17 protein-coding genes are annotated in these 23826 nt (G+C 47.4%); 10 read left to right on the plus strand and 7 right to left on the minus strand.

Annotation, left to right across the window (positions count from 1 at the left end; genetic code table 11):
- The first annotated feature begins 64 nt into the window (after positions 1-64).
- Entirely contained in the window at positions 65-1282 is a 1218-nt protein-coding gene (locus tag IS446_RS05730; RefSeq protein ID WP_203059055.1) for an MDR family MFS transporter, read from the plus strand.
- A gap of 207 nt (positions 1283-1489) precedes the next feature.
- Here the strand turns inward: IS446_RS05730 and IS446_RS05735 are convergent, their stop codons facing one another.
- Together IS446_RS05735 and IS446_RS05740 are read right to left on the minus strand one after the other, a co-directional pair.
- A complete protein-coding gene (locus IS446_RS05735; protein WP_235996418.1) occupies positions 1490-3334 on the minus strand; it encodes an SLC13 family permease in 1845 nt (614 codons plus the stop codon).
- Positions 3335-3344: 10 nt separating this feature from the next.
- Positions 3345-4130 (minus strand): universal stress protein, encoded by a 786-nt coding sequence (locus tag IS446_RS05740; RefSeq protein ID WP_203059056.1) that lies wholly within the window; start codon positions 4128-4130, stop codon positions 3345-3347.
- A gap of 308 nt (positions 4131-4438) precedes the next feature.
- Here IS446_RS05740 and IS446_RS05745 point away from each other — a divergent pair, with 308 nt between their 5' ends.
- A complete protein-coding gene (locus tag IS446_RS05745; protein ID WP_203059057.1) occupies positions 4439-5716 on the plus strand; it encodes a hypothetical protein in 1278 nt (425 codons plus the stop codon).
- A gap of 120 nt (positions 5717-5836) precedes the next feature.
- On the opposite strand, the gene IS446_RS05750 is transcribed toward IS446_RS05745, so the two are convergent.
- The gene (locus tag IS446_RS05750; protein WP_203059058.1) at positions 5837-7459 is read right to left on the minus strand and encodes an amidohydrolase; all 1623 of its coding nucleotides are present in this window, start codon (positions 7457-7459) and stop codon (positions 5837-5839) included.
- 125 nt (positions 7460-7584) lie between these two features.
- Here IS446_RS05750 and IS446_RS05755 point away from each other — a divergent pair, with 125 nt between their 5' ends.
- A complete protein-coding gene (locus IS446_RS05755; RefSeq protein WP_203059059.1) occupies positions 7585-9819 on the plus strand; it encodes an FUSC family protein in 2235 nt (744 codons plus the stop codon).
- Between the two features lie 12 nt (positions 9820-9831).
- On the opposite strand, the gene IS446_RS05760 is transcribed toward IS446_RS05755, so the two are convergent.
- Both IS446_RS05760 and IS446_RS05765 read right to left on the minus strand, forming a co-directional pair.
- The gene (locus IS446_RS05760; protein ID WP_203059060.1) at positions 9832-11577 is read right to left on the minus strand and encodes a TonB-dependent receptor; all 1746 of its coding nucleotides are present in this window, start codon (positions 11575-11577) and stop codon (positions 9832-9834) included.
- Between the two features lie 11 nt (positions 11578-11588).
- Entirely contained in the window at positions 11589-14615 is a 3027-nt protein-coding gene (locus tag IS446_RS05765) for a tetratricopeptide repeat protein (protein WP_203059061.1), read from the minus strand.
- A 416-nt stretch (positions 14616-15031) separates the two neighbouring features.
- On the opposite strand from IS446_RS05765, the gene IS446_RS05770 reads away from it, so the two are divergent.
- From IS446_RS05770 to IS446_RS05790, 5 genes are all read left to right on the plus strand, one after another.
- The gene (locus IS446_RS05770) at positions 15032-15715 is read left to right on the plus strand and encodes a cell division ATP-binding protein FtsE (RefSeq protein WP_203059062.1); all 684 of its coding nucleotides are present in this window, start codon (positions 15032-15034) and stop codon (positions 15713-15715) included.
- Between the two features lie 96 nt (positions 15716-15811).
- A complete protein-coding gene (ppgK, locus tag IS446_RS05775; protein ID WP_203059063.1) occupies positions 15812-16564 on the plus strand; it encodes a polyphosphate--glucose phosphotransferase in 753 nt (250 codons plus the stop codon).
- Positions 16565-16608: 44 nt separating this feature from the next.
- The gene (locus IS446_RS05780) at positions 16609-16926 is read left to right on the plus strand and encodes a cupin domain-containing protein (protein ID WP_203059064.1); all 318 of its coding nucleotides are present in this window, start codon (positions 16609-16611) and stop codon (positions 16924-16926) included.
- Positions 16927-16929: 3 nt separating this feature from the next.
- Positions 16930-17715: an SDR family oxidoreductase gene (locus tag IS446_RS05785; protein WP_203059065.1), complete on the plus strand. Its 786-nt coding sequence runs from the start codon at positions 16930-16932 to the stop codon at positions 17713-17715.
- A gap of 46 nt (positions 17716-17761) precedes the next feature.
- The gene (locus IS446_RS05790; RefSeq protein ID WP_203059066.1) at positions 17762-18232 is read left to right on the plus strand and encodes a GNAT family N-acetyltransferase; all 471 of its coding nucleotides are present in this window, start codon (positions 17762-17764) and stop codon (positions 18230-18232) included.
- 270 nt (positions 18233-18502) lie between these two features.
- Here the strand turns inward: IS446_RS05790 and typA are convergent, their stop codons facing one another.
- Positions 18503-20308: a translational GTPase TypA gene (gene typA / locus IS446_RS05795; RefSeq protein ID WP_203059067.1), complete on the minus strand. Its 1806-nt coding sequence runs from the start codon at positions 20306-20308 to the stop codon at positions 18503-18505.
- 228 nt (positions 20309-20536) lie between these two features.
- Between typA and kdsA the strand changes: the two genes are divergently transcribed.
- Both kdsA and IS446_RS05805 read left to right on the plus strand, forming a co-directional pair.
- The gene (gene kdsA, locus IS446_RS05800; protein ID WP_203059068.1) at positions 20537-21358 is read left to right on the plus strand and encodes a 3-deoxy-8-phosphooctulonate synthase; all 822 of its coding nucleotides are present in this window, start codon (positions 20537-20539) and stop codon (positions 21356-21358) included.
- A gap of 145 nt (positions 21359-21503) precedes the next feature.
- A complete protein-coding gene (locus IS446_RS05805; RefSeq protein WP_203059069.1) occupies positions 21504-23405 on the plus strand; it encodes a redoxin domain-containing protein in 1902 nt (633 codons plus the stop codon).
- Between the two features lie 46 nt (positions 23406-23451).
- Here IS446_RS05805 and IS446_RS05810 read toward each other — a convergent pair whose 3' ends face one another.
- On the minus strand, positions 23452-23793 hold the full coding sequence (locus IS446_RS05810) for a DUF1801 domain-containing protein (RefSeq protein ID WP_203059070.1): 342 nt from the start codon (positions 23791-23793) through the stop codon (positions 23452-23454).
- Between the last annotated feature and the right edge of the window lie 33 nt (positions 23794-23826).

Raw genomic sequence — 23826 nt, forward strand, 5'->3', positions numbered from 1 at the left:
CCTTATCCCGATCGGCTCCCATAAGCACAACCTGCAGTAAGATCACAACGACAACCATTTCTATATGAGGCGCCTGTATCAGCATTATATCGGTTCTTTTCAAGGACTTTCAAAACCGGTTTGGTGGTTATCCCTGATCACCCTGATCAACCGGGCGGGTAGCATGGTGATCCCTTTCTTGTCGCTCTACTTGTCGGAAGACCTTTCCTTTAGCCTGGAGCGAATCGGGTGGATCATGAGTGCTTTTGGTTTGGGATCGATACTGGGCTCCTGGCTGGGCGGTAAGCTCACCGATAAGATCGGAGCCTATAAGGTCATGTATTCGAGCCTCTTACTTTCGGGACTGGGATTCATTCTCCTGCAAACCTTGAAGAGCTTTCCAGCCGTGATCTTTGGCGTATTCCTCATCATGGTGGTTGCCGATATGTTTCGCCCTGCCGTTTATGTGGCCATCAGTGCCTATAGCAAACCGGAGAACAGAACCCGGTCTATAAGCCTGGTGCGACTGGCCGTGAACCTCGGCTTCTCTGCCGGACCGGCATTGGGCGGACTCCTCATTACACTGTTGGGTTATAGCGGACTCTTTTGGATCGATGGATTTACCTGTATTATCGCCGGGATCCTGCTCTTATGGATCCTCAATCCGAAAAGAAGACCCGAACAGGAAATCCCGAAAGAAGCAGATACAGCACTTTCTCCCTACAAAGACAGGGCCTTCCTGTTCATGCTGGTAGGCGTATTTCTCTTTGGATTCATCTTTCTCCAATATTTTTCTACCGTTCCGTTGTATTACAAGCAAATTCACCAATTGTCTGAAGGCAGCATAGGGTTATTGCTGGCCATGAATGGCTTTGTACTCTTTGTACTGGAAATGCCACTCATGAAGTTTTTAGAACAACGTACTTCGTCGACCATCAAAAATATCATAACAGGCATCGGTCTTATAGCAGCCAGTTTTGTGATCCTGAATTTGGGCAACTGGCCCGGGCAACTCGTCATAGGGATGCTCATGATGACCCTCGGTGAAATGATCACCTTTCCGCTCTCCAACGCCCTGGCCCTTCAAATGGCGCAAAAGGGCAAACAAGGATCCTATATGGCCTTATACACCATAGCCTTTTCCATGGGACACCTCTTTGGCCATAACACCGGAATGCAGCTGGTATCACTTAAAGGCTTTGATCTTACCTGGTGGATCATGACAGGACTGGGGGTTGTTAGCATCCTGTTTTTCATGCTGCTAAGGGCGCGGGAAGAAAAGCAAAGCGGAGTCACGACATAAAAAACCCGGAAGCCATGCATTGGAGCTCCCGGGTTAAAACCGATATAAACTAATTAGCGTGTTATAGATCCCCGACCTCTATATCGCGATACGCTGTTGCGAATGCGTTGTAAAGGCCGTTTTGTTAATGATCAAAAAGATGATACATAATGCTTTTGTCGACTTCAAAGTGGATCCTATAATGTATTTGGGGCTTCCCCTATCATATTATTCAAAAGGCCAGATCAACGGAATAAGCGCCATAGACATCACAAAGGTGAGGATCAATAAGGGCGTTCCTACTTTTACATAATCCATGAATTTATAACCTCCGGCGCCCATAACCATCGCATTGGTTGGTGTTCCCATTGGCGTAATATAAGCGGTAGATGCTGCTACAGCCACAGCCATAAGGAACGGACGTGGGGAGATCCCCATACCACTGGCCGCCATAAAGGCAATAGGCGCCATAAGTACTGCAGTAGCCGAGTTGTTAATGGTCTGACTTAATATCGTGGTTAGCATGAACAGTCCGGCAAGGAGCCAAATCGGATCCGAACCTCCGAAAGAAGCAACCATGGCATCAGAGATCTGTTGGGCAGCCCCGGTTTTCTGAAGGGCTACTCCCAGCGGGATCATCGCACCGATCATCACCACACTCTCCCAGCCAATACTCTTGTACATCTTATCCCATGGAATACATCCCGTAAACATCATCAGGGCAGCACAGATCATCACGGAGATCACAGCCGGAAGAACCTTAAAGGATAATAAGATGATCATAAGCGCCATGATACCCAGGGCGATATATGATCTCGTGTTCAGGGTATCAACGTTCTTCGCCATACTCTCAGGACTCCCCACGATCACCAGGTTCTCATACACAGACTTCAGCTTTTCGATATTTTCCCAGCTTCCACGAATAATCAGGGAATCCCCTGCTTTAATTCTGATATCCGTTCCGCTCAGAGGTGCACCCTGACGGTTCACCCCAAGTAACTGGATCTTGAACTGCGACAGATAAGCCCCCAGTTTAAAGGAACGTCCCACGAAGTACGACTTTGGTGTGATAAGCACCTCTACCATACCAACCTCCTGGTTTACGAATTCTTTCTTGAGCTCATCTTCTCTGAATTCCATAGGAATAAGACCGAGACTAAGGTCGAGCACCATGCGGTCTACATCGGCAGCTTCTCCCTTAACGGTGAGGATATCGTGGTATAACATCACCGTATCTCCTGCCGGAAACTCCACAAAAGGAACCTTACCCTGAAGCGGTTTCGGGTGACGTCTTCGCAACCTTACCACCGTTACATTGTATCTCTTTTCAAAATCCCACTGGTCGATGGGCGTGTTAAGCAGCGGCGACATCGAACGAACTCTTAAGCGGTACAGGTTCTCACCGATACTAAATTCTGAGATCCATTTGTGCATTTCCTCATCCAGGTTGATCGGTTTGTTTCCGGTATCGACAGATGGCAAGAGCTTGGTTCCTATATAGCGCATATAGAGCACCACCAGGATCAAACACGGCAAGCCGATAAGAGCGAACTCAAAGAAAGAGAATCCCGGAACGTTCTGATCTCTCAGGTAATCACTAACGATAATGTTCGTTGGCGAACCGGTAAGGGTAAGCAATCCCCCGGCATTAGAACCAAAGGCTACAGGCAATAATAATTTAGACGGCAGGGTTCCCGCACCCCATGCAGCGGCAATGGTCACAGGCAGTAAGGCTGCCACCGTACCCGTATTACTTACAAAACCGGAAAGGGTACCAGAACCACTGGCAACAAGTACCAGCAGTCTCGACATTTTATTTTTGGCCATCTCCACGAACTTACGTCCGATAAGGGCCGTCCATCCGGTACGGGCAAGTCCCTCCCCAACAAGAAAGAGCGCTGCGATCATGACCACCGTAGAATTACTAAATCCGCTCAGTGCCTCAGGCACGGTTAGAATACCCGATAGAAATAGGGCCAGCAATGAGCCTAAAGCGATAACATCGGGCGAATATTTCCCCCATATAAAGAGGACCACGGTTACGAGAATTATTATAAAAAGAGTAGTTATCATAGTATGTATTTTACAAATCGATTACCAACAAAGGTGTTTTAGAATGTTCACAAAGGTGTTTCGTTAAGCGACCTTCCGATCGCTGAATGTTTTGAGCGTGGTTTTTGGGTAAAATGGCGATCAGATCGATCTCATTGGATTCGGTATATGTAAAAATAGCCTTTCCGAGGTCATCTCCTTCAATAAAGGCGTGATGCGAATAGCTCTCTTCAAGGTAATAGGCAAAAGCACTGTCGTTCGCTTCATCCTGTGGGCCATATCCATAGGCATCATCGGTATCCCTTACCGTAAGCACAGAAACCCTGGCATTAAAGGCACGTGCCAGGTTCAACAATTTCCCCAATAAGACCTTATTATGTATAGGCTCTGAACCAATAAGCAGCCCTATATGCTGCAACCGGAAACGGGCACTGTCCTTAGGGATCACAAATACAGGACACTGCACCTGCAATGCCAGCTGAGATGCGTTGGTCGCCAGCTGTCCCTCATGAAGCGAATTGGTCCCCATGAGTAGGAGGTCTACCCCACGACGAGCGATTATTTCGCTGAAACCTTCGATCAAGTCACCCTTCCTTAACTCCCAGCTTACAGGGTTGCTCCTGCTATGACCGAAAGCCGAAACGACATCTTGCATCAGTTCCTCCGGCAATCTCGTAGTTGTATCGGGCTGAATATATCCGAGAATGATCTCTGCAAAAGGCATTTCCTTAACAAAGTCCCTAACGTACTCCAAAGCCGTCTTTGCAGCATCAGAAAAATCGTAAGGAACGAGGATCTTTAAATGTTCTTCCATCATTAGTTGTCTTTTAACAGTACAATATTACTCCCGCCTCCTCCTCAAAAACATGACTATTCTCATAGAAATTAAAAGCGTAATTATCACATCTTTGCCAAGTGTAAGCAAGATAGTGATTTTACGACTATTGCTCTGCTTTACAGGCTATTATGAAGAGGAATTACATTAAAACCATGATGAAAAAAGAACGTACCCAAGACACTTTTCCTACCTTGTTTTCTACTCTAACGTTAGAGGGAAAATTCTCTTATGTTACAAAAGTAACATTCAATGTAATATTTGTTACATTTCTGTTTTTCGCAGCAAATTTGAATGCCCAGGACGGAGCCGAATCTGATAAAAAATCAGAAAAAAAGGAAAAAGTTACCACCGAAAAGGAGTCTTTTGCCAAGTTAAAATTTTCAGGATCCGTACAACCCTGGTTTCGATATACCCAATTAAACCCCGGAAGTTTTGATGAGAATGAGGTCCAACAGGATGAGAGCTACAACGTATCTATAAGACGATTCCGTCTTTACGGAAAACTAAGCCTTGGTGAACGTTGGAAATTCAATGCCAGTGTTGGGGTTAATAACGTGAACCGATCCGGAAGAAGCATTCCCGCTCCCCAACTTTTAGATCTTTACGGAACCTATAAGGTAAGTAATGCTATAAATATTGGTGCAGGTAAATCAGCTTGGGACGGTCTCTCAAGGTATACTGCTCCCAGCACTTCTAACCTTTTATTCACCGATATTCCAATCGTAGCCCAACCTACAGTTAACATCACCGATAAGATCATAAGAAACCTGAGTGTCTTTGTTTTCGGAGACCTGGGCAAACTTAATTATCGTTTTATCGTAAAAAGCCCATATGACTTTGAAGCTACCGGATTTAAACCTAAATACAGCGAAACGACAGCACAATTTACAGACGACTTTTCCAATCCGGAGTTCACTTCTTACATTAAATACGATTTCCTTGACAAGGAAACATCAACCTACCATGTATTTAAGGGTACCCACATGGGTAAACACAAATTACTTTCTTTAGGTTTTGGATTTAAATACCGTAACGATGCCATGAAGAAAGGTTCTGAAGGCAACTGGGAATATCAGGACATGAATCTTTTCGCAGGAGACCTTTTCTTTGAATATCCGTTCGGTTACGGCTCCGACCATGTTGTGACCACTTACCTGGGATACTATAATTACGATATGGGCGATAATTACCTGCGTTCTGTAGGGATCAACAACCCTTCGTACGGATGGACCAACCCCGGAGACCTGGTTAATGGAAGAGGTAATGGTTATCCGGCCATTGGATCCGGAGAATCTGTAATGCTTCAACTAGGCTATCTGTTTCCTGAATTCAACACCAAACACAATTTAGGACGAGTACAGTGGTACGGTGGTGGCCAGTACAGCAATTTTGATGCGCTTACCCAGGATGTGGTAGTTATCAACACCGGACTCAACTGGCACCTGGATGCCTACAAGACCAAGATAAGTCTGGACTTTCAAAACAGACCTCTGATCTCCGGCAACGGCGTTACCGACCTGGGACGCAAGAACATGGTGGTACTACAGTACCAATTCAAATTTTAAAAGATCGACCTGAAGGGACTGATGTAACACCTTCAAACCATACTATCGTGCGTAAGTTCCGGTCGATAGCATCATAAAAAAGGGGCCTCAGCGGCCCCTTTTTTACTATAGGTTTGTTTATTACTTCACCTTTTTTCCTCCTACCCAGGTTTGCTCGACCTGGATTCCCGGAACTTGCTCCAGCGGCACCTCCATAATATCCTTATCCAGGAAAATAAAATCGGCCAGCTTACCCGGCTCTATACTCCCCTTTTCTTCCTCCTCAAAATTAGACCAGGCCGCCCAAAGGGTCATTCCTTTAAGCGTCTCCTCACGAGTCAGCGCATCTTCCGGCTGGAATCCACCCTCGGGATATCCCTGGAGATCTTTACGCGCTACCGAGGCGTAGAAGGTTAAGAACGGACTCACCTGTTCCACCGGGAAGTCGGTTCCCAGGGCCACTATGCCCGATTCTTCGAGAAGCTTTCTATAGGCATAAGCACCTTCCATACGTGCTGCACCAATGCGTTCTTCTACCCAATACATATCGCTGGTAGCGTGAGTGGGCTGTACAGAAGGCAAAATATTTCTTGAGAAATAATGCATGTCTTCCGGCGAAACGATCTGGGCGTGTTCGATCTTCCAACGGCGATCACCCTTATCCTTCAATACCTTTTCATAGGCTCTTAGCACAGCAATATTTGCCGAATCACCAATGGCGTGGGTATTCATCTGAAAGGGAGAATCGGCCAGCTTTTCCGCCAGGCCTTCAATAGCCTCCACCGGGGTTACCATGGCTCCAAAGTGACCGTCGTGATCACTATAAGGCTCTTTCAAAGCAGCGCCACGGGAACCTAACGCCCCATCGCCATACACTTTTACCGAGCGCACATTGAGCCTGTCGGTCTTCAGGATGCCTTGTTTCAGGAAGTGATCTACATCGGCTTCAATATTACTGATCATGGCATATACCCGCATATCTAATGCTCCTGCCTTTTGCAGGCTATCAATAAGTTCAATGGTCACGCGATCGATACCGGCATCGTTCACCGTCGTTAATCCGTAAGAGAAACAGATCTCTTCTGCATCTTTAAGGGCTGCAACTTTGGTATTGACATCAAATTCGGGGATAATGGCATCGACCATACCCATGGGATTGTCTACGAGAACCCCTGTAAGTGCCCCGTCTTCTTTAAGGATCGCTCCGCCCTCAACCTGGGTTTCGGCGGTTATACCAGCCAAGTCTAACGCCTTTTGATTCACCAGATAGGCATGTCCGTCTACCCGCTCAAGGATCACCGGAGTTTCGGGGAATAATTCGTCCAGACGCTGTTTATGGGGAAACTGCTTGAGAGCCCAATCATTCTGATCCCACCCTCTGCCGAGAATGAATGGCGCCTGCTTCTCCTTTTGGAAAACCACCACGCGCTGTAATACCTCCTCGTAACTCTTGGTTCCGGTAAGATCTACACGCTGCTGGTTAAGTCCCAGTCCGTAGAAATGACAATGCGCATCGATAAAACCGGGTAATACGGTCTTACCTTCGGCATTCACTATCGTGTTGGAATGGTAACGCTCCAAGATAGCTTCAGAGGTGCCTACATCCATGAACTTGCCGTCCTTTACAGCAAAGGCGGCAGCCCTGGGCTGGAGAGAGTCTACGGTATAGATATTGGCCTCATAAACAATGAGGTCGGCCTGCTCCTTTTCTTCACAGGAAATAAGCGTGACCAACAGGCCCAATAATAATGATCTGATCTTCATAGTTTAAGTTTGTGGTTTAGCGATTACAACAAAAATAGCATTCTTTTATTAAGGTTCCCCTTCGGAGGTGGCAATGCAGCAAAAAGGTCACTACCTTTGCAACACTTCCCGATGTATATCTGCCTATGAAGAAGATCATCGACTTTTTAAAAAGCTCTCAGTTCCACAAGGGACTCACTATCAGTGCCAGTGCCTTTATTGCGGTACTGGTCACACAACTGGTTTTTGATATCAGTATCGGGATCGCCATGTCGTTCGGGATCCTGCTCGTGGCCACCAGTGATATTCCGGGACTGCCATCGCAACGTATTCCGGGGATGTTCCTGGCCCTTTTTATCGGGGTGATCAACTACATTATGATCCAGCTTACCAAAGAGCATCTGTGGTTGCTGTATCCCATAGTCGCCATATGTGTATTCCTTAGCAGCTACGTGGCCATTTACGGTTTCCGGGCTTCCCTGGCATCCTTTTCATCCCTTTTGGGGATTGCCATTAGCTACGTGCATCAGCCCCCTGAGGGCGAACTGTGGCTATATGCCCTGTATATTGTACTTGGAGGTTTTTGGTATTTAGGTTTTTCTTATCTCATAGACCGGATCACCCCTCCGGTATTGCGATACGAACTCCTGAACAGGTGTATCGCACAAACATCGCAACTAATATCAGAGAACGTACATGTCGTTAGAAGTCCGAAAGACACCTCTCACAGATCCGGAATGAACGCCCTTCAACTAAGCCTTACCGAATTGCACGAGCAACTGCGAAATGAGCTGCTCACCAAAGAGGAGATCCTGGGAACCGGCGGGGTACAACGTAAAGAACTGCTCATTACGGCCGAGCTGGTAGATATTTTTGAAATGATCGTGGCGCAACTGCCTCACCAACATCACGAGGGGCCTGCAAAAGCGCTTTATCAACACGCGCTGGAACAAATGTGCCGCTACCTGGAATATAGCGGTAAACGCTTGCTGGACACTGCAGGAGAAGGAAGCATGCAAAAAAAAGTGGAAGGCAAAAGGGCCGGCTTCCGAAAAGCCTGTGATGCGGCTATTACGGCATTTCGCGATCAAATAAGCCTCTCCGAATACACCGAAGACCTGCTCTACCTGAGAAACCTGAACGATTACGCCCGGGAGATCGATGAAAAGGTAGGCAGCATCGAACTGCTCATATTCGAATCGGGTATGCGCAAAAATTCCCGTAAGATCGCCAATAAAGAATTATTGATCACCAGGCAGCAATACGACCTGCGACTTCCCCTGGAACAACTCAGTTTGCAATCACCCATATTCCGGCATTCGCTCCGGTTGGTCTTTGCCACCATTATGGGGCTGTTTATCGGACAGGTTTTCGACATTCCGAAAACCTACTGGATACTGCTTACCATCTTTGTGTTGATGCGGCCTTCATATGCCCTTACCAGGCAGCGCTCCATACAGCGTATTGTAGGAACCCTCGCAGGAGCGGCTATCGCTTTTATCCTGGTCTATATCTCTAAAGACATGGTCTTTTTGGGGGGTATGATCTTTTTTTCGCTAGCACTTACCTTCACTTTCATGCTGCAAAATTACCGAACAGCTGCTATGTTCGTTACCATCGCCATGATCCTGATCTATGTGGTAACTACCCCAGATACCATGGCGCTCATCCAGGACCGTGTAGTAGATACCCTGATCGGTTCGGGGATCGCTTTGTTCTCTAACAAGCTCATACTCCCCTTCTGGGAATACAAGCAGATCAATACATTTATAGCAAAATTTACTGCGGCTCAGAAAAACTATATCGAAAAGATCTACGAACACTATCGGGATAAGACCGGGAAAGACACCCACTATTTGCTGGCCAGGAAAAATGCCTTTTTAATGATGGCCCAGCTCAATACCGCTTTTCAACGCCAGTTACAGGAACCAAGATCAAGGCAAAAGGGTATCGGTAAGCTTCAGGAGCTCATAAGTACAGGTCAGGCCCTGCTTTCGGCCACTGCTGCCCTGGGTACCTATATTCACATTCACAAGACCACCGAGATCTCGGTGTATTTTGAAGCCTATATTTCGCATATACGGGAGTTCATGGACAAGGCCACAGCGCTGGTCACGAACAATGCCCATGAAGCAGCATCGCCTGCCCTGAGTATAGCAGAAGCCAGGGACGGACTAGAGGTCCATTACCAGGCACTCAAGAGTCAGCTTAAACGTATGGAATCCAAAGGGGACACCACCTATAAACCTGCATTTACAGAAACCATCAAAGAAGCCCGCATGATCCCCGAAAAGCTCGAATGGATCTACCACCTCAGCGACAGGTTCCATGAAGACCTGAGAGCATACCTGCAACAAACCGGCATAAGCGATCAGGAATGATCGCGCCCGGTTCTAAAGGTCGAACTGGTAAGAGGCGCCTGCCAGTACCTGAAACCCTTGCACCGGGAAGTTCACCCAACGGGCATAGGCATTATTGCTGATATTCTGAAGCCTTACAAATGCCGATAACGGTTCGGAAACCCGATAAGACAAGCTGGCATTGATATCAAAATAACTATCTACGGTAACCACCTCCGGATCCAGTAACGTACGGTTATCGATGAGGTCCTTTCGCGCTCCTACAAAGAAGATGTTTGCGCCGGCCAGCCACTTTTCACCCGGCTTGTACTGCATCCTGAAAGAAGCATTCAGAGACGGCAGATTCCAGGCCTCGGCCTCATTCTGGGTATTGTAATCCAATACTTCGGCCTGCAGCCCCATATCGAGGTCGTTATTCACCTCGAAATTAAGTTCGGCAGACACCGCCAGGGTGCGCACATCATCATACACCAGTCCAAAAGAATTGCCGTATTCGTAACCTTCAGCCAGGGGCTGTGCCTGTTCCGGATTACTACGGAATAACGGTTTGTTATTGGCGGCATTATACGACCCCTTCAGGTTATAGCCCAGATTAGGCAATAAACGTCCCTTTACCCCGACATAGGCGTTATACTGCATATCGGTAGGTCTGATCTCCTGGGTAGGTGAAAGAAAAGGGTTCTCCTCTACAAGATCGTGATAGTTGGTTTGGTTCAGTCCACCCTCGATTCCCCCGTAAGGAATAATATACTCCTCTATCAAACGATACGAGGCAGTGATCTTAGGATAGAGAAAAAAGTCATGATCAGAATTCTCAATATCCATAGCATAGGTAAAGGTAGCTCCTAAGTTCAGTGTAAGGTCATCTTTAAGGATCTGAAGTACCGGGCTCAGCGTAGTGATAAGATTGCTGTATGCCAGATCATCGGTATTGGCGAAATTGCGGTCGAAACTTCCGTTAATATAATCTGCGCTCACTTCCAGGGTGATCTCTTCAGTAGCTATAGGCAACATCATATCACCATTGACCCGAAACCTGTTCTCTCCGGAATCAAAGCGATCCCAAAACCTTCTGAACAATACGGTTCCTTTTTCAAAGAAAGAGCGTTCAAAACCGATCTCTCCGCCCACCTCGGCCGTTAAATACGACTGACGCTCGGCAATGGCATCGATCTCCGGTGCTGTAAAAATATCGGGGAGTCCGTACCAATTGTAGATCTGGTGTCGAAAGCCTCCGTTCACCCCCCAATTCATATAATTGTCTTTCATGCGATAGACAGCGTCGAGGCGCGTATCAAAGTAACGGTCGTCCAGATTCACGGCATCGAGTCCGCCCTGAGACGAGTTGTGAATGATCGCCAGGTCAAAGGCCTGATCACGCCCCAGGGTCAGGCTCGTATAGGCATCGAGGTCTGCAGCCGTATAATTACCCAGCGCCAGAGAAACGGAAGAGTTGTACAACACTTCTCTGGGCGCTTTTTTTAATCCGCTGGCCTTTCCCTTGGCAGGGGTAAAGGTAGAAGCTACAGGCACCGAGAAGATGGTGTAGTCTATTTCCTTTTTAGTGGTATTCAGGGCATCTTCCATCACCGGCATGGCACCGATCTTTACCGCGGTATTCACGGTAGGGTCAAAAGCCTTGACCACGTTCACCACCTCTGTTCCCATACCCTCTTTTTCCTGGGCGTACAATCCCGATACCAGGCAGGGCAATACGAATAACACGGTTAGTATTTTATTCTGGCGCATCCTGTATGTGTTGTTTTGGTTGTTCTTCATGACGAGACGGCTTATTTCTGATCCGGGGCTTCCGGGGTTTGATTCTTAATCGTTTCCTGGGCATTGATCTTTTCCAGCTCAAGTTTGGCATCGGCCACTACATCGGGGTATTGCTCAAAGTTCTTGATCACATTCTCGAGAATATAGGTCGCCTGGAAGGCATCATCGAGGGCGTAAAAGTTCCTGGCCATAAGCACCAGGCCTTTTGCCCCTGTTTCTCGGTAAGCAGCGTAATCTTTTGCCAGTTTCTGAGCAGCGCTATTCGACCCCTCGTAGTCGCCCTCTTTGTTTAGGAAGTAGGCATTAAAATACAAGGCTTCGGCAGCAAGGGCTCCGGTAGCCACCTTACCTACCTGTTCATAGGCCTCTTTGGCCCGGGTTTCATCACCCGTTTCCATGGCCGATCTGGCAATAACCACCCAGGCATCGCCCTTGATACGATCGTCTATTCCCGGGGCATCGAGCATCTTTCCGGCATAGGCCAGGGCTTTGTCGTACTGCTTTAGCTCGTAGAACGCCTTCATGAGGTTGGAACCGGCAAATAATATGTTCTGCTCGTAATTCGCCTCGGTCTCTAAGCGTTCCAAAAACGGTATGGCTTGCTCAAAGGCTCTTTGCTCCAAATAGATATCGGCCACCCGTGAGAGCGACTGCTCGTTATACACAGCTCCACCGGCATTGGCAACAAACTCATAATGTCCAAGAGCACCTTCATGGTCGTTTTCTGCATATAGCATTTCTGCGAGGTAATAGTGTGCTTTAATGTGGTAGATCCCTTTAGGGAACTGATCCAGGTACGCTCTCAGCGATCTGATCGCACGAGAGCCGTTCTTTTCGATATAGTGACGTTCTGCCGATTCAAAAGACGCACGGTCCAGTTCCTCGTTGGTCACCTCTACAAAATCGATCCCTTTTACCCATTGGGCATACTCGTTAACACGGCCTTCATCCACATAGATAAGCTTGGCCGTAGCCACTGCCTGCATGGCTTCTTCAGAACCGCCATGGTTGTTCACCACCGTTTTGAATCGCTCGAGCGCCTTTTGGTTGTCACCCTTATTGTAATACACCAGCCCTTCTTTCAAAATAGCCTTAGGTACAAGGGAGCTCATGGGATATTCGCGCACCATGCGGCGGTAGGCTTCTACCCCACTGGTCTCACTGTTATTATTTATATAGGTATTCCCCAATTCGTATAAGGCATCATCCTTGAGCGTAGAGTTCGGATAACGCGTCACGAATTCGGTTAACGAACTGATCTTATTTTCTGTTCGGTCTACGAATCCGTAAGACACTGCCTTTTGGTAGGCCGCGTAATCGGCACCCTTCCCTCCGGCTGCGATCACCTTATTATAGGCTTCCATGGCGGGCCAGTAATCGCGATTCACGAAACGGGAATCTCCCAGCCTGAGCCAGGCATCCTTTTGCAACTCCTTAGCATTGCCTGCCTGATCTGCAAAAGTTTTAAAATTCGCTGCCGCATTGGGATAATCTTTTTGATTGAAATAGGCATACCCCAGGTGGTAGTCTACTTCAGCATACTCGGGCGTATTTCTGGCACCTGGCAGCATTTTAAACTGTTTAAATCCGATGACCGCCCCGGGGTAGTTTTGTTCCAGGTAGTCGCATTCGGCCTTCCAGAAGGTGGCTCGGGCTGTAATGCCCTGATCGAGGCTGCCATCTATAGCTTCTTCCAGGTAGGAAGCAGCCTTTGTGTATTCTTCTTGTGTAAACAATTCCAGACCGTAGTAAAAGGCTACCTTTTGATAAACCTCCTTACTGCCGTAAGCACGGTTCTTTTGAAGGAGCTCCATGGCCGCCACATAATTCCTGGAAGTAATGTAGGAGTCAACGAGTAAGGTACGCACCTCTTCGCGGTGTTCGCTGTCGGGAAACTGCTCGAGATAGGCAGTGAGTACCCCGGGAACACTTTCATACGGATTCCCGATATCATAACTCAGGCGGGAGTAGTTAAGCCACGCATCTTTCGTAATAGCGGGAGAAAAGTCCATTTGAGCCGCATTTCGAAAGGCATTAAGGGCCTCCTGCTTTCTTCCGGTGCGCAGGTAACATTCACCCAAATGGTAATACCCATTCTGGGCCACTCCATTGGCGCCGTTCACGATCTTATTGAACTCGGCAATGGCCTCTTCATAACGCCCCTGCTTATAATAGACGTATCCCAACTGATAATAATCGGTAAGACTCCATTGACCGCGACTTCCCTTATACGCTTTCAGGTATGGCAGGGCCGATTCGTATAGCCCCTTATTGAAATAACTTTCTCCGATGATCTTGTTCAACTGGGAGATCTCTTTTCGATCGGCCGTAGGCAGTTGCTCCTTGGCCAAGGCAATAGCCTTGTCGAAATTACCCAGTTTAAAATTCATGTCGGCCTTGTAGTAAGAAAGGTTAGCATTGAGCTCCGGATTGGCAGCAACCTGGTCAAAATACTGATTGGCCTGATTGTAATCGTCACTCTGGTAGGCCATGTAACCGATATAATATTTGGCCTGGGAACCGAATTTAGGAGAGGCCGATACCCTTTCGAGGTATTTACGAGCGTCGGCATATTTGCGGGTAACGAACAGGCAATAGCCCTTTTTAAAATTGTACTCCTCCCGATCACTGCGGTTGATCCCCTGCCCTTCGGCCCTGTTATACCAGCGCAGCGCCAGGGGATATTTTCCCTGATCAAAATAATAGTCGGCCACATCCATAAATGCCGAATTGCGCTTAACCGAAGTAGGATATTGATCTACGAAATCTTCCATGAGCTTATCGGCTCCCAGCTGGTTCAATCGAATTCCTGCACTGGCACGGTAATAGGCCGCATTGGCCTCCATCTCGGGGTCATCGGTATGATCCATGACCTTGATAAAAAGATTCTGAGCGGCCTGGTATTGGCGGTTGTTATAGAGTTCTACCGCTTCCTGATACTCCCTTCCATCATAGGTATAGATACGCGATTGCTGCGAAAAAAGGGGGGAAACAAGGAAGAACGACAGGGAGACCAAAACGTAACGAAGTGCTCGCATAAGAAGGTTTTAAGTTGAATGATCTGAAACGAATAACAAACATACTAATAACGCGACAAAATCCCGTTAATTATATGTGGGAGGTGGCTTTTTAAATTTTACACGAATACCACTCAAAACAACTCCAACATGCTCAGCATCAAAAGAAAATACTTACGCTCATTGTTATGAGCCGGAGGTTCAGAAGTCAATTTTTTAAAAAAATATGCATCCACTCCCTCGCTGTCGGGGGCACTTCTAATGACAATGATCATCCCTGCAAACAACTGCACAACAGCTTTTTGACCATGTCGCAGTTGAGAAATTATCCCGGCGACGGGCTTCAATTTCAGTAAATACGACAAGCCGCCGGTAAAAATTGTAGGTAGGAAACCACGAGATAGTCCTTATATTTACCGGTAACAAATCAAACCTATATGAGCGAAGTCATTCTGGAGTTACGTGATGTAGCCATCTATCAAAAGGACAACCTGGTATTAAGTGAGATCAATCTTTCTATAAACAGGGGTGAATTTGTTTACCTGATCGGAAAGACCGGTAGCGGTAAAAGTAGTTTTATGAAAACCCTCTACGGTGACCTGCCCCTTACACAGGGGTCGGGAGAGATCGTAGACTTTGACCTTCGCGCTCTTAAAGAAAAGGACATTCCCTTTTTAAGAAGAAAACTGGGGATCGTATTCCAGGACTTCAAACTCCTCCCCGACCGCACCATTCACAACAACCTGATGTTCGTGCTCAAGGCTACGGGATGGACCAATAAAGAACTTATAGATCAAAAGATCGAGGAGGTACTCAAAAAGGTTGGCATGGCTACCAAAGGCTTTAAGTTTCCGCATCAGTTATCAGGAGGAGAGCAACAACGTGTGGCCATTGCCAGGGCTTTACTCAACGACCCGGAACTTATTCTTGCCGATGAGCCTACGGGGAATCTCGATCCGCAAACCAGCGTAGAGGTCATGAAGGTCCTTAAGGAGATCAACGACAGCGGTCGTACCATTCTGATGGCTACCCACGACTATGCCCTGTTGTTAAAATTCCCCTCGAAAACCCTGAAATGTGATGGTAGTAAGGTCTTTGAGGTCGTGCAAAAAACCGTGTGATCACAGCTGTACTAACGCGGTCGGCAAAAGAAAAGCCCTCATTTACCTTTAAAAGCCTTATTTTTAACCTATTGACCACGAAAAAACAACAATCCTATGCAAATTCTTGGCATTGATGTGGGAGGATCCGGAATAAAGGGTGCCATAGTTGATATTGCCACGGGAAAAATGCTTACCGAGCGTTTTCGTATTCCCACTCCGCATCCTGCAACCCCGGCTGCAGTGACCCATGTAATAGAAGAGATCGTAAAACACCATAACTGGGAAGGCCCCGTTGGGGTCGGATTTCCCACTTCTATCAAGAATGGGATCTGCCTGACCGAAAGTAATCTGCACAAACAATGGGTTGGTGTAAATGCCGAAACCTATTTTAGCGAATCCATCGGTCTGCCTTTCAGGGTGATCAATGATGCCGATGCTGCTGCCCTGGCCGAGATGCGTATTGGAGCCGGTAAGAATAAAAGCGGACTTGTTATTGTGGTTACCCTGGGTACCGGGATAGGCTCCGGAGTATTCTTTAACGGGAAGCTCATTCCGAATTGCGAGTTGGGGCAAATGCACTATAATGACTATCAGAAAATAGAACACTATGCAGCTAATTCGGTTCGTAAGCACCACGACCTTCCGTTTGGCAAGTGGGGAAAAAGAGTGAATAAAGTACTTAATTACTACCACTTGATCTTTTCACCAGACCTCTTTATCATGGGTGGTGGAGGTGCCAAACACCTCTCCAAAATAGAACCCCAGATAAGCGTACCTGTTCCGGTGATCGCTGCCAGAACCCTGAATGAAGCCGGGATCATAGGTGCGGCCATGGCCGGTGAAGAGCTGGTGAAAGGGAGGGCATAACTGAATAACCGTTTAACCATATAACCGCATAACCTTATAACTTTATGGACCTCGAACTTAAAGACATCCCCGCTAAAGAGATCATTCCGGGATTCCACGGAAAGATGATCCACACCCCCAAATCGACCATTGCCTATTGGGAGGTTGAAGCGGGAGCCGAGATCCCTGAACACAGCCATTACCACGAACAGATCATGCAGGTTACCGAAGGTGAGTTCGAACTCACCGTAGACGGCAAAAAAAGAGTCTATGGTCCCGGAACCGTAGTCTACCTGGAACCCCACATCAAACACGGAGGCAAGGCCCTTACCCCGTGTAAGATCACCGATATATTTTGTCCGCCAAGAGAAGAATACCAATAAGTCATGGAGATCTCACTACAAGGAAAACACGCCCTCGTAGGGGGTAGCAGTAAAGGCATAGGTGAAGGCATAGCCAGAGTACTCGCTGGCAGCGGAGCCTCTGTTACCCTGATGGGACGCAGTAAAGGCAAACTGGAACAACTTACGCAGGAATTGGATAGTTCCCGCGGACAGGTACATCGGTATATCGTGACCGATATGGTAGAACTGGACCGTTTTAAAGAGTGTATTCGCAATTTTTTGAGAGAACACCCGGCAGACATCCTCGTGAACAACACTCCTGGACCGCCACCCGGTTATGTAAGCGAGTTGGAAGACAGTGCCTATGACAAGGCCTTCGACCTGTTGTTTCGCACCATTAACTACACGACAACGATCGCTACAGAACATATGAAGGCCAACAAGTTCGGTCGCATCATCAACGTTACCTCGGTAACCGTAAAAGAACCGAAGCCAGAACTCGTGCTTTCCAATACCATACGCGCTGCGATCATTACCTGGTCCAAATCCCTTGCACAGGAATTGGGCCCCTACGGCATCACGGTGAACAACATTCTTACGGGGTACTTCGATACCGAACGCCTGGAAGCGGTGAATCGGAAAAAGGCAGAGCGTACCGGTAAGAGCTTGGCCCAATTAGAGCAGGAAATGGCAGAGCAGAACGCCTTAAAACGCATAGGAACAACAGCAGAGTACGGATACCTGGTAAGCTTTCTCGCTTCAGATAAGGCTGCCTACCTTACAGGCACTTCCATTCCGCTTGACGGGGGTTACCTGCGATCGGTATAGATCGGGAACACTGCGAACGCTAAGAATTACAAACGAGCTTTAGGCGATGAAGGAGACCATCGAGATCATAAGGACGAATACCCACCACAAGGATTTTCTTATGCTGGTAAGGGCCCTTGATGCCTATCTGGCCATTACCGATGGCGACGAACACGACTTTTACGACCAGTTCAATAAGCTGGACCATATAGACTGTGTTATTCTGCTCTATGTGGACGGCATACCTGCCGCCTGCGGGGCGATAAAACCCTACGACCGTGACAGTGCAGAGATCAAAAGAATGTTCACCACAGAGGCCTGCCGCGGGAAACGACTGGCCGGCAAGGTGCTGCACGCTTTGGAACAATGGGCAGCAGAACTCGGATTCTCCCGATGCATCTTAGAAACCGGCACGCGTCAAAAGGCAGCCATCGCCCTCTATGAACGATCCGGTTACCGTTATATGCCCTGCTACGGTCAATATCAAGGTATGGAGAACAGCAGGTGTTTTGAGAAGAAGTTAGTGGGAAGTAGTTAGTAGGGAGTAGGGAGTAGGGAGTAGGGAATGGAGAATCGAGAATCGGAAACCACCCCGTCAGTGCCATGCACGGACACCCCTCCTTTAAAAGGAGGGGAGAAATCCCAACTTTTATTAGATTGCCTAACTGAATCACCGTGTCACTGCATCACTGCATAACCGCATCACTGTCTTACCCTCAGAAGCTTTAGCGAAGGAGGGCATAACCATATCACCTCATAACCTTATCACCTCATAACAAAAAAAAGAGCCCGAATGGGCTCTTTTTTTTTATCCTATCTGCTTTTGCATACGCTTACGTTCGTTCTCGTCGAGGTAGATCTTTCTAAGACGCATATGGTTTGGAGTTACCTCCACATACTCATCTTTCTGGATGTACTCGAGGGCTTCTTCAAGCGAGAACTTGATCGGCGGAGCGAGCTTCACCTTATCGTCGGCACCGGCCGAACGGATGTTGGTGAGTTTCTTGGTCTTGGTAACGTTCACCGTCATATCATCTCCTCTGGAGTTCTCTCCGATCACCTGTCCGGTATAGATATCCTCTCCCGGGTGAATAAAGAAACGTCCTCTTTCCTGAAGTTTATCCATAGAGTAAGGAATTGAAGTTCCTTTTTCCATAGAGATCAGCGAACCATTGATACGTCCCGGAATTTCTCCTTTGTATGGTTGGTATTCCAGGAAGCGGTGGTTCATGATCGCTTCACCTGCAGTAGCGGTGAGGAGTTGGTTACGGAGTCCGATAATTCCTCGGGAAGGAATATTAAAACGGATCACCATACGCTCTCCTTTAGGCTCCATGCTCAGCATTTCACCTTTACGCTGGGTTACCATTTCTACAGCACGTCCGGAAACATCTTCCGGAAGGTCGATGGTCAACTCTTCAACAGGCTCACATTTTACCCCGTCGATCTCTTTGATGATCACCTGGGGCTGCCCGATCTGCAGCTCATACCCTTCTCTTCTCATGGTTTCGATCAATACCGAAAGGTGAAGTACCCCTCTACCAAATACCATGAATTTATCGGCACTGTCTGTAGGGTGTACCCTCAGCGCCAGGTTCTTTTCAAGCTCGCGCTCCAGGCGCTCCTTAATATGTCTTGAGGTAACGAATTTACCGTCTTTACCAAAGAAAGGCGAATCGTTGATCGTAAAGAGCATACTCATGGTAGGCTCATCGATCGCGATGGTTGGCAAGGCTTCAGGATTCTCGAAATCGGCAATGGTATCCCCGATATCGAATCCGTCCAATCCGGCAATGGCACAGATATCTCCGGCCTGCACTTCTTCTACCTTCTTACGTCCGAGTCCGTCAAACTCATGAAGCTCCTTGATCTTCGCTTTCGCGATAGAACCGTCTCTTTTCACCAAAGAAACGTTCATATTAGATCTCAGTACACCTCTTTGCAGTCTTCCGATCGCGATACGACCGGTAAACGATGAATAATCTAAAGAGGTAATAAGCATTTGTGTACTCCCCTCTTCCACTTTAGGAGAAGGGATATGTTCTACCACCATATCCAATAGTGGCTCGATATTCTCGGTTTGCTTGTTCCAGTCGTCAGACATCCAGTTGTTCTTGGCAGAACCGTAAACGGTAGGGAAATCGAGCTGCCACTCTTCTGCACCGAGTTCGAACATCAGGTCAAAAACAGACTCGTGTACCTCGTCGGGGGTACAGTTTTCCTTATCTACCTTATTCACGACCACGATAGGCTTGAGCTTCATCTCGATGGCCTTTTGCAGTACAAAACGCGTTTGTGGCATAGGCCCTTCAAAGGCGTCAACCAGGAGCAATACCCCATCGGCCATGTTCAGTACCCTTTCTACCTCTCCTCCGAAATCGGCGTGACCGGGAGTATCAATGATATTGATCTTGGTCCCCTTATAGTTCACCGAAACGTTCTTAGAAAGGATGGTGATACCACGCTCCCTCTCCAGGTCGTTATTGTCAAGGATCAGTTCTCCCGTTTCCTGGTTATCCCTGAACAATTCACAATGGTGCAGGATCTTGTCAACCAGGGTAGTTTTACCGTGGTCAACGTGCGCGATGATCGCAATATTTTTAATGGATGTCATTCTGGCAATTTATTTTAAAGGCGCAAAGGTACGCTATTCTTTTAGTTGAATAACGTTATTCCTAAAAATAATTTCACCAGACACTCAAACACTACCATACTGTATATAAGAAGATTACACCGCAACTAAGGCTATACCCCTACCCACATCAAATTCTTCATCCGGGGGTAAGAGGTATGTATACATAGCGTTTAAAATAGTATCTTTGCGCCTAAATTTATCGAAACCATGAAACTGGAAAATATTCCTCAGATAAAACACCTCAACAGTGACAATTTCTTTTTACTGGCCGGTCCTTGCGCTATCGAAGGCGAAGACATGGCCCTTAGAATTGCCGAAAAAGTAGTTGAGATCACCAATAAACTGGAAATTCCCTATGTCTTTAAAGGGAGTTTTAAAAAGGCCAACAGAAGCCGTATTGATTCTTTTACCGGGATCGGAGATGAGAAAGCGCTCAAGATCCTGAGAAAGGTTTCTGAGACTTTCGAAGTACCTACCATCACCGATATTCACGAGGTTTCGGATGCCGCTTTGGCCGCCGAATATGTAGACATTCTGCAGATCCCTGCCTTTTTGGTGCGACAAACCGACCTTGTGGTCGCTGCAGCGAATACAGGGAAAACCGTGAACCTGAAGAAAGGACAGTTCATGAGCCCGGAAAGCATGAAGCACGCCGTGAAAAAAGTTCACGACAGCGGAAACGAACAGGCAGTGATCACCGATCGCGGAACCATGTTCGGATACCAGGACATGATCGTTGATTTTCGTGGGATCCCGACCATGAAGGAGTACGCTCCAGTTGTACTCGACGTGACCCACTCCCTCCAGCAACCTAACCAGACCAGCGGAGTTACAGGTGGGCGTCCGGATATGATCGAGACCATTGCAAGAGCAGGTGTGGTAACCGGGGTTGACGGACTCTTTATGGAGACGCACTTTGACCCGGCAAATGCCAAGAGTGACGGTGCCAATATGCTTCACCTCGATCACCTCGAAAAGCTGCTCACTAACCTGGTGGCCATCAGAAAAACAGTGAATGCACTGAAATAGTGCGGTTCATTTAATAACAATTCAAAGCCGGGAAATTCCCGGCTTTTTTTATGGCTGTATCCTATCCGGAGTCCAGAATACCAAAGAGTTGTAACTTTTTTCCTAATTTGTCGTCATTATAACCGTATAACCAAAACATTTTTTCATGAAAACACTACACCATCTTTCTTTTGCCTTGTTAGGACTAAGTATCGTAGCATGTCAGCAAGAGCAAAAGGAAGTAATGCCCATGACCATTGGTGACGCCTATATTTCAAACGCCCAACCACAACAAGGCGACTCATTAACCCTCGCATACAGCACCACAGAAGAGATCGATAATATTATCATGAGCTTCAGCACAGGGGAAAAGTCATATATGAAAGATATTTCCTTTGATCAAACCGATAGCGGTATCGAAGCCAAATTAGTAGTTCCCGACAGCGTGGTGAGCATGGCCTTTAACATGATGAACGGATTTGAAACCTTTAATGATGAGGCTATTACCTTATCGGTGGTCGATGCAGAAGGGAATCCCTTACCCGGTGCTCTAATCGGAACGGCAAATTACCTCAAGGGTATGGGGAAGGATTTTTTCGGACACAAGACCGAAGCCGATAGCATTCTAAGCATGTATCGCAAAGAAATGGAAGCCCATCCGGAAATGGAAAGCGACCATTATATGGACTACGCAGCCCTACTCATGAAAGCAAACAGCGAAGAAGGAATCGCCCTGCTGGAAAAGAAAGCAGCCGGGATATTGGCCTCCGGAGACCTCGCTCAGGAGGATTACGAAACCCTATCGCGAATTTACATGACCATGAAAAAAGGAGCTAAGTCCGACTCTATAACCACCCTCCTTAAAGAGCAATTCCCGAACAGTGACCCGGCAGTCGTTGAAAAATTCAATAAGATCCAGGGGATGAAAGCCCTTGAGGAAAAAGAAAAGGCTGCTAAGGAGTATTTAGCAGCACATCCTGATCACCGCGCCGCCCAATACATGATGTCGTCCCTGGCACAGGCCTACGGAAGAGCCGGTGAATACGAAAAGTTCATGACCACCCTGGCCGACATTGAAGATGTGCAGTCCAGAGCCAGAGCAATGAATTCTGTTGCCTGGAGTCTCGCTTCTGAAGGAAAAGACCTTGATGAGGCTGCAAAGATCTCTAAGGCTTCCTTAACGGCCATTGAAGAAGCCATAGCAGCTCCGGAGTGGGATCCTGCCCGGGCTACAGAAAAAATGATGGCCATGTCGCTGGAGAGTTCTTTGGATATGTACCGGGACACCTATGCCGTGATCCTTTACAAGCAGGGCAACCTCAAAGAAGCCATTAAATACCAGGCCATGGCCGCAGGTACAGACGCTTCAGGCGATGTGAACGAACGCTATATCCAATTCCTGATCGAGGATGAGCAATACGAACTGGCTCAGGAAGAGGCATCATCATATATTGCCAACAACGTATCGAATCCTAAGATCAGGGAATACCTGGAAACCGCATATAAGGCAACAAACGAGGAAGGCTCGTATGCCGACCTCATCGCAGATCTGGAGATGAAGGCAAGGGAGAACCTGAAGAAGGAAGTATCGAAAAAGATGATCAATAAAGACGCTTCCGGATTCTCATTAAAGAACCTCGCAGGAGAAGAAGTGGCCCTCGCCGACCTGAAAGGAAAAACCGTGATCCTGGATTTCTGGGCTTCGTGGTGCGGACCCTGTAAAGCATCATTCCCGGGAATGCAAAAAGCACAGGAAAACTATAAGGACGATGAGAATGTGGTGTTTCTCTTTATCAATACCTGGGAAGGGAAGTCTGTCGAAGAGCAGCAAGAACTAGCCGGGAATTATATTGACAAAAGCGGATATGACTTTACGGTATTGCTCGATAACCTCGATCCGGAAAGCAGAACCTTCGAGGTGGTAACCAATTATGGGGTGAGTGGTATCCCTACCAAATTCGTTATTGGTCCCGATGGGAAAATTAAATTCCAGTCGGTTGGTTGGAGCGGCAGTATCGATAAGCTCATAACAGAACTCGATATGATGATCGAACTGGCCAGATCGTAACGCTTTACCGTACACAGATGAAAAGCATCCCTTCGGGGGTGCTTTTTTAGTATAATCCGGCTGCCTCCCGCAGTACACTTTCCAATACTTCCACATCCATATCCTCCGGCTTCTTATACCTCAGCGAACGGACGGTCTTGCGTTTCCCTGTTTCAAGATGATCGGTATTGTTAGTAAGCAAACTGCCCCGAACAATTCCCAGATCGGCGTATTTGGGGGTGGCCAGTAAATAGCAAAATGGCCTGTTCTTTAAGTAATAGAATGGTATACCGTGTTTGTATCGCATTTCAGCCTCCGGTACATGGCGCTCGATAAACACCTTAGCCTGTAATAAAAGATCTTTCCAGGGTTCTCTTTGTTGCAGTATGTATTTCTCTGCCGGATTCATGAAGTTCTTTTTTGGGTGGCAATATAAGGATAT

It is taken from the genome of Robertkochia sediminum (assembly GCF_016786255.1).
Taxonomy (GTDB): Bacteria; Bacteroidota; Bacteroidia; order Flavobacteriales; family Flavobacteriaceae; genus Robertkochia; species Robertkochia sediminum.